Origin of the sequence: Maribacter thermophilus (genome assembly GCF_001020565.1) — a bacterium.
Taxonomy (GTDB): domain Bacteria; phylum Bacteroidota; class Bacteroidia; order Flavobacteriales; family Flavobacteriaceae; genus Maribacter; species Maribacter thermophilus.
In genome coordinates, this window is sequence record NZ_LDAS01000001.1 from 1 (window position 1) to 6,961 (window position 6,961).

Annotated in this window: 1 protein-coding gene and 2 pseudogenes; all 3 read right to left on the reverse strand. The window is 48.0% G+C overall.

Annotated features, from left to right (window positions below):
- A pseudogene (locus tag AB657_RS00005) lies at window positions 1–3,964 on the reverse strand (hypothetical protein); the annotation flags it as partial.
- A 234-nt stretch (window positions 3,965–4,198) separates the two neighbouring features.
- Complete coding sequence (locus AB657_RS00010; protein WP_047244631.1) at window positions 4,199–5,365, reverse strand: gliding motility-associated C-terminal domain-containing protein; 1,167 nt, start codon at window positions 5,363–5,365, stop codon at window positions 4,199–4,201.
- A 3-nt stretch (window positions 5,366–5,368) separates the two neighbouring features.
- A pseudogene (locus tag AB657_RS17555) lies at window positions 5,369–6,961 on the reverse strand (hypothetical protein); the annotation flags it as partial.

The following is a 6,961-nucleotide window of genomic DNA, read 5'->3' on the forward strand; positions in this document are numbered from 1 at the left end:
ACTGATTGTTCACTGCGGTCGCCACTTCTGCTTCGGTCAATTGTGTGTCGTCATCCCCGTCTGCGATATCGGCAGGAATGTTGTTGAGGCTCGTCCACTCACCGTCAAAGTCGTCGGTACTGTCCGTATCCAGATTGGCTGGAACCCCTGTGATATTTCCCCATTCGGGACTCACTTCTGAATCGTTCACGGAAAACTCGGTACCGACAAGATTAAGACCCGTACCAGCGGTATAGGTTGTATCGTCATCGCCATCGGCAATGTCCGCAGGAATGTTGTTCAGGCTGGTCCATTCCCCATCGAAATCATCGGTAACATCCGTATCCAGATTAGGGAATTCGTTGTTCACGGCGGTTGCTACTTGTGCATCGGTCAATTGTGTATCGTCATCACCATCGGCAATGTCCGCAGGAATGTTGTTCAGGCTGGTCCACTCACCGTCAAAGTCGTCGGTACTGTCCGTATCCAGGTTCGGGAACTGGTTGTTCACCGCCGTTGCGACTTCCGCTTCGGTCAGTTGTGTATCGTCGTCACCATCGGCAATGTCCGCAGGAATGTTGTTGAGGCTTGTCCACTTACCGTCAAAGTCATCGGTACTGTCCGTATCCAGGTTGGCTGGAACCCCTGTGATATTTCCCCATTCGGGACTCACTTCTGAATCGTTCACGGAAAACTCGGTACCGACAAGATTAAGACCCGTACCAGCGGTATAGGTTGTATCGTCATCGCCATCGGCAATGTCCGCAGGAATGTTGTTCAGGCTTGTCCACTCACCGTCAAAGTCGTCGGTACTGTCCGTATCCAAGTTTGGGAACTCGGTATTTACGGCCGCTGCCACTTGCGCATCGGTCAGTTGTGTGTCGTCATCCCCGTCTGCGATATCGGCAGGAATGTTGTTCAAGCTGGTCCATTCCCCATCGAAATCATCGGTAGCATCGGTATCCAGGTTCGGGAACTGATTGTTTACCGCCGTTGCCACTTCTGCTTCGGTCAGTTGTGTATCGTCGTCTCCATCGGCAATGTCCGCGGGAATGTTGTTCAGGCTTGTCCATTCCCCTTCGAAATCATCGGTAACATCCGTATCCAAGTTTCGGAACTGATTGTTCACTGCGGTCGCCACTTCTGCTGCGGTCAATTGTGTGTCGTCATCCCCGTCTGCGATATCGGCAGGAATGTTGTTGAGGCTCGTCCACTCACCGTCAAAGTCGTCTGTGGAGTCCGTATCCAGATTAGGGAATTCATTGTTCACGGCGGTTGCTACTTGTGCATCGGTCAATTGTGTATCGTCATCGCCATCGGCGATATCGGCGGGAATGTTGTTCAGGCTGGTCCATTCACCATCAAAGTCGTCGGTACTGTCCGTATCCAGATTGGCTGGAACCCCTGTGACATTTCCCCATTCGGGACTCACTTCTGAATCGTTCACGGAAAACTCGGTACCGACAAGATTGAGACCCGTACCAGCGGTATAGGTTGTATTGTCGTCGCCATCGGCAATGTCCGCGGGAATGTTGTTCAAGCTGGTCCACTCACCGTCAAAGTCGTCGGTACTGTCCGTATCCAGGTTCGGGAACTGGTTGTTCACCGCCGTTGCTACTTCCGCTTCGGTCAATTGTGTGTCGTCATCGCCGTCTGCGATATCGGCAGGAATGTTGTTGAGGCTCGTCCACTCACCGTCAAAGTCGTCTGTGGAGTCCGTATCCAGATTAGGGAATTCATTGTTCACGGCGGTTGCTACTTGTGCATCGGTCAATTGTGTATCGTCATCGCCATCGTCCAATCCAGCAGGTCTGTTGGCAAGGCTTGTCCACTCACCGTCAAAGTCGTCGGTAGCATCGGTATCCAGGTTCGGGAATTCATTGTTCACGGCAGTTGCAACCTGTGCATCGGTCAACTGTGTGTCGTCATCGCCGTCTGCAATGTCTGCAGGTATGTTGTTCAGGCTTGTCCACTCCCCGTCAAAGTCGTCGGTGGAATCGGTATCAAGATTTGCAGGTACATCACTCAAGTCATTGAAACTTCCGCTAAAGTCATCCGTAACGTCCGTATCCAGGTTCGGGAACTCGGCATTTACAGCCGCTGCCACTTGTTCATCGGTTAATTGTGTATCGTCATCGCCATCGGCGATATCGGCGGGAATGTTGTTCAGGCTTGTCCACTCACCGTCAAAGTCGTCGGTAGCATCGGTGTCCAAGTTAGGGAACTGGTTGTTCACCGCCGTTGCCACTTCTGCATCGGTCAATTGTGTATCGTCATCGCCATCGGCGATATCGGCAGGAATGTTGTTCAGGCTGGTCCATTCCCCGTCAAAGTCATCGGTACTGTCCGTATCCAGGTTCGGGAACTGATTGTTCACCGCCGTTGCTACTTCTGCTTCGGTCAATTGTGTATCGTCATCGCCATCGGCGATATCGGCAGGAATGTTGTTCAAACTGGTCCATTCCCCATCGAAATCATCTGTAGCGTCCGTATCCAGATTCGGGAACTGGTTGTTCACCGCCGTTGCTACTTCTGTTTCGGTCAATTGTGTATCGTCGTCACCATCGGCAATGTCCGCTGGAATGTTGGCAAGGCTTGTCCACTCACCGTCAAAGTCGTCGGTACTGTCCGTATCCAAGTTTGGGAACTCGGTATTTACGGCCGCTGCCACTTGCGCATCGGTCAGTTGTGTATCGTCATCGCCGTCTGCGATATCGGCAGGAATGTTGTTCAGGCTGGTCCACTCACCGTCAAAGTCGTCGGTAGCATCGGTGTCCAAGTTTGGGAACTCGGTATTTACGGCCGCTGCCACTTGCGCATCGGTCAACTGTGTATCGTCATCGCCATCGGCAATGTCCGCAGGAATGTTGTTCAAGCTGGTCCATTCCCCATCGAAATCATCGGTAGCATCGGTATCCAGGTTCGGGAACTGATTGTTTACCGCCGTTGCCACTTCTGCTTCGGTCAGTTGTGTATCGTCGTCACCATCGGCAATGTCCGCGGGAATGTTGTTCAAGCTGGTCCATTCCCCATCGAAATCATCGGTAGCATCGGTATCCAGGTTCGGGAACTGATTGTTTACCGCCGTTGCCACTTCTGCTTCGGTCAGTTGTGTATCGTCGTCGCCATCGTCCAATCCAGCAGGTCTGTTGGCAAGGCTTGTCCACTCACCGTCAAAGTCGTCGGTGGAATCCGTATCCAAGTTTGGGAACTCTGTATTGACAGCTGCTGCCACTTGCGCATCGGTCAGTTGTGTATCGTCATCACCATCGGCAATGTCCACAGGAATGTTGTTGAGGCTTGTCCACTCACCGTCAAAGTCGTCTGTAGCGTCCGTATCATATCCAGATAGGTCAATCGTAGTAGCATTTGGGTCGTTCGATAATGATATTACATTACCTGTGAAATCTAGACTTTGAATTTCGTTTTGGTCGTCTGCATCGCCATCATCCACATTAATAGTCAATGTATTACCATTGGCAATACCAATATTACCGGGTGTATTGTCGGTTTCAAGAGTTTGGTTATCGGAATTAGCAATAGAAATTACAGTTTCTACCCCATTTTCGTTGGTGTAGGTATAAGTGCCGTCGCCATTATCTGTAAGTGTGGTAATGGTTTGCGCAGCACCATCAAAAGTTACGGTATTACCGTTTCCATCAGAAAGAGTAATGGTTCCGTCGCCATTGTCGGCAAAAGAGAAAGAACTTGTGCTGTTGCCATCACATAGATTGATCCATCCCGTGCCATCGTAATAATGAACACATTGTGTATCGGTATTGTAAACAACGGCACCGTTCAACGGAACGATCGCTTGCATTTGTGCGGTAGTTAGCCTTGTAAGCACCAAGGCTTTATCAGTACTTTCGAGCTCGACAATCGAAGCAGAATTTATACTGTTTGGATTTTGACCAATTTTTACTTGGGAAAACGCAAATTGGGCAGCGAAGAGAAATATGAACGGTAAAATTCTTTTTACATACATGTCAACAGAGCTTAGGGGTCACTTTATATCTAGGTAAAATTACCTTGTAATATTGGCGTAGATTTAATTTTGTTGTGTAGTGGGTTAAAATTGTGGTCAAATAAGGGGAATATTGTAGGAGAACAACAGGGGTAGGGCATTGGAATATGTAACCCATTGAAAATCTATCGTTCAAAAACCGAATTATCGGCTGAAATAAAAAGGGTGTAAAAGTCTGTGGAACAATGCAATGGCCTACCTGGCCAAGTAAAGAAACCCTTGGTAGTTTAAATCAAGGTCCGCCATGTAGATCGTATAAAAATAAACCCCCACGGGAAGGCCTTCTTCTCTGGAAATTACAAAATTGTCGATGTTGGAAAAGCCGTTGAACTCGTCGATATAATTGTTTTTTTCAAAAACTTTTAGTCCGTAACGGTCAAAAATGCGAACAATATTGTTCGGGGATTCCTCTACTAGTTCGGGAATGTAAAAACTGTCGTTGATACCATCGCCATTGGGTGATACAAAGTAATTTTCGAGACTTAGTATTTCTTTTGACAAAGGTTCGTACGGTATTTTAGAAATGCCGATGGTAATAACCTCGTAATCGTTGGGAACAAAGGTTTCGGAGACTACAAAACCCTCTTCAAGGGTACCAAGGGTTCCGGTCGATTTTAGATTCACCCACTTTTGGGAAACCTTGCTCCAACCTACGGGAACGATGGTCGTAATGTCATCGGTTAGAACCGATAGATCGCTTCGAGAGTTCCAGCTTAAATTAATGGTGCTGGGTATATTCCCCTCTAAATGCCAGAATTCTTTGTTAGAAACATACTCTAGATCCCTGTCTAGTTGAAAAGTATCGAAATTTCCGGGAAGGCTGGACTGTGCAGCGGGACTCTCATAAAAATAGGCACACTTGGCAAAAAGGTTTACATCTTGCGAATTGAGCACCAAGGGCCGTAACTGTTCTGAATCCCCTACGGGAAATATAAATTGAGCCTTATTGGTAATGGCCGCATACCCGTCTATTTTTAAAAAATCGCCCTCGCCGGTGTAAAAACCGTTTTGTAAGAAGTTATAGTAGACCGAAGCGTCGTTTCTGGGTGTTCTAATATCGCCCACCACAAAATTGGTATTATTGGTATTGTCTAACCCTAATTGTAGTTCCAGTCCATTTCTGGTAAATACCTCCACGTCGTAGAATTCGGGTACCACGGTGCCGGAAACCGAAAGGTTAGAGGTGCCATAAAACCCTGTAATTCCCCTATTTTGATCAAAAGGGGCATCGTTAATAAGGTCGGTGTGGAAACCTATTTTGCCTTCTTCGTGAATACGAATATTGCCCTCGTTGTACAGGGCGGTCTGCGCCTGGGCAAAACCCAACGAAAAGAACAGCAATATGTAGCAGCATTTTCCCATGGTCTATTCTTGTGTCTTGTCTTCCAACATTTTTTTAATGGCCGCTACCTGTTGTTTTAAGGCCTCCATTTCTTGTGAAAGGGTTTCGTTTTCGGCTTTTAGGCTTTCTATTTTCTTTTCTTGCTCTATGGTGTGTAGAAAAAGCTCCTCAATTTTTTCTAGGTTGGTTAGAGCTCCTTCAGTAAGATTCCATTTCCCGTTGTTTTCAGCAATTTCTTCAGCAGATTTTATCCCGGGTAGATGGTGGTTTTTCTTTATAAAGCTTTCTACACTTTTCAATGTTGAAAATTTGTAATCTTTATTTAGCGAAGAATTTCCTAAAAAGTATTGTTGGAAAACGTAATCAGGATAGGTAGCAGTTGCTGAAATGAAACTATTTGCACTTACGTCACCTGTGGTAACAACGTTTTGTGCTCCAAAATCTGGAATTATTTTAGCCCCATCAATTCCAGGGCCAATATCATCATTAAGTACAGTGCCATCTTCTATTTCGTCAGAAGATACTGCATTAGATTGAATTTCATTAGCACCAATAGCATTAGGTCCTATTTCACCTTGGGTTATACTATTTGAAGGAATTTCTATGATTACATTTCCAAATAATGTATTTGCCCCTCCGGTTATATCTAAAGAAGATGAAGTTAAACTTCCTGTACCCGTTAAAGTCACTGATCCACCACCTTTAGATAGTTGTATGTCGTTGCCTATAATTGAAAGCACTTGGATTTCGTTGGTGTCGTCCTTGTCCCCGTCCAAGGCTTCGGAAGCGGCAATCGCCGCAGCCACATCGGTATCGAGGGCGAAAGGGGAAAGGTCTACCGTTGCGCCTGCACCACCTGTGCCGGTGAGTTCCAGGCTTTCTGTGTTCAGTGCGCCTGCGTTGATAAAATCGTTGGTGTCCGTCAGTGAAGGCGTTATCCAAGAATAGGTTCCGGCGGCATCAGTTGCGAGAACGTCTCCAGGGGTTGCTGCGGAGTCGTCGGGCAGTTCTATTTCGTTTGAAGCGTCAGTGTCATTGTCCAAGGCTTCGGAAGCGGCAATCGCCGCAGCCACATCGGTATCGAGGGCGAAAGGGGAAAGGTCTACCGTTGCGCCTGCACCACCTGTACCGGTGAGTTCCAGGCTTTCTGTGTTCAGTGCGCCTGCGTTGATAAAATCGTTGGTGTCCGTCAGTGAAGGCGTTATCCAAGAATAGGTTCCGGCGGCATCAGTTGCGAGAACGTCTCCAGGGGCTGCTGCGGAGTCGTCGGGCAGTTCTATTTCGTTTGAAGCGTCAGTGTCATTGTCCAAGGCTTCAGAAGCGGCAATCGCCGCAGCCACATCGGTATCGAGGGCGAAAGGGGAAAGGTCTACCGTTGCGCCTGCACCACCTGTGCCGGTGAGTTCCAGGCTTTCTGTGTTCAGTGCGCCTGCGTTGATAAAATCGTTGGTGTCCGTCAGTGAAGGCGTTATCCAAGAATAGGTTCCGGCGGCATCAGTTGCGAGAACGTCTCCAGGGGTTGCTGCGGAGTCGTCGGGCAGTTCTATTTCGTTTGAAGCGTCAGTGTCATTGTCCAAGGCTTCGGAAGCGGCAATCGCCGCAGCCACATCGGTATC